Below are 606 nucleotides of genomic sequence, written 5' to 3' on the forward strand. Positions count from 1 at the left end.
GTGAACATCAGCCTTAGGGACCTTGGAGTCCTTCAAGACCTTAGCGACTGGATCAATGGTAGCCTTGAATGTGGTAGCGTTGATGTCCTCGAAACGAGCACGGGTAATGCTAGAAGAGAAGTCGATACCGTTGGAAAGAGAGTCGACCTCAACGGTGGTTTGAGTAACAGAAGACAAGGCACGCTTAGCACGCTCACAAGCAGAGCGAAGACGACGGACAGCACGAGCGTTACCGGTGATATCCTTCTTGTTCTTGCGCTTGAATTCTTGGATAAAGTGGTTTACAAGACGGGAGTCAAAGTCCTCACCACCCAAGTGAGTGTCACCAGCAGTGGCCTTAACTTCAAAGATACCCTCTTCGATGGTAAGAAGAGAAACATCAAAAGTACCACCACCAAGATCGAAAATGAGGACATTGGATTCGCCTTGGTTGCTACGGTCTAAACCATAGGCAATAGCGGCGGCAGTGGGTTCGTTGATAATACGGAGAACGTTCAAACCGGCAATAAGACCAGCATCCTTGGTGGCTTGACGTTGAGAGTCGTTGAAATAGGCGGGGACAGTGACGACGGCGTCAGTGACCTTACCACCAAGGTAGGCCTCAGC

At 50.0% G+C, this 606-nt stretch carries 1 protein-coding gene; it reads right to left on the bottom strand.

Features of this window, described 5'->3' with window-relative positions:
- Positions 1-606: Hsp70 family protein (locus tag GFJ41_RS20985; RefSeq protein WP_170075994.1), on the bottom strand; the 606-nt coding region annotated here is incomplete at both ends.

This window comes from Paraclostridium dentum, assembly GCF_012922555.1.
GTDB classification, from domain to species: domain Bacteria; phylum Bacillota; class Clostridia; order Peptostreptococcales; family Peptostreptococcaceae; genus Paraclostridium; species Paraclostridium dentum.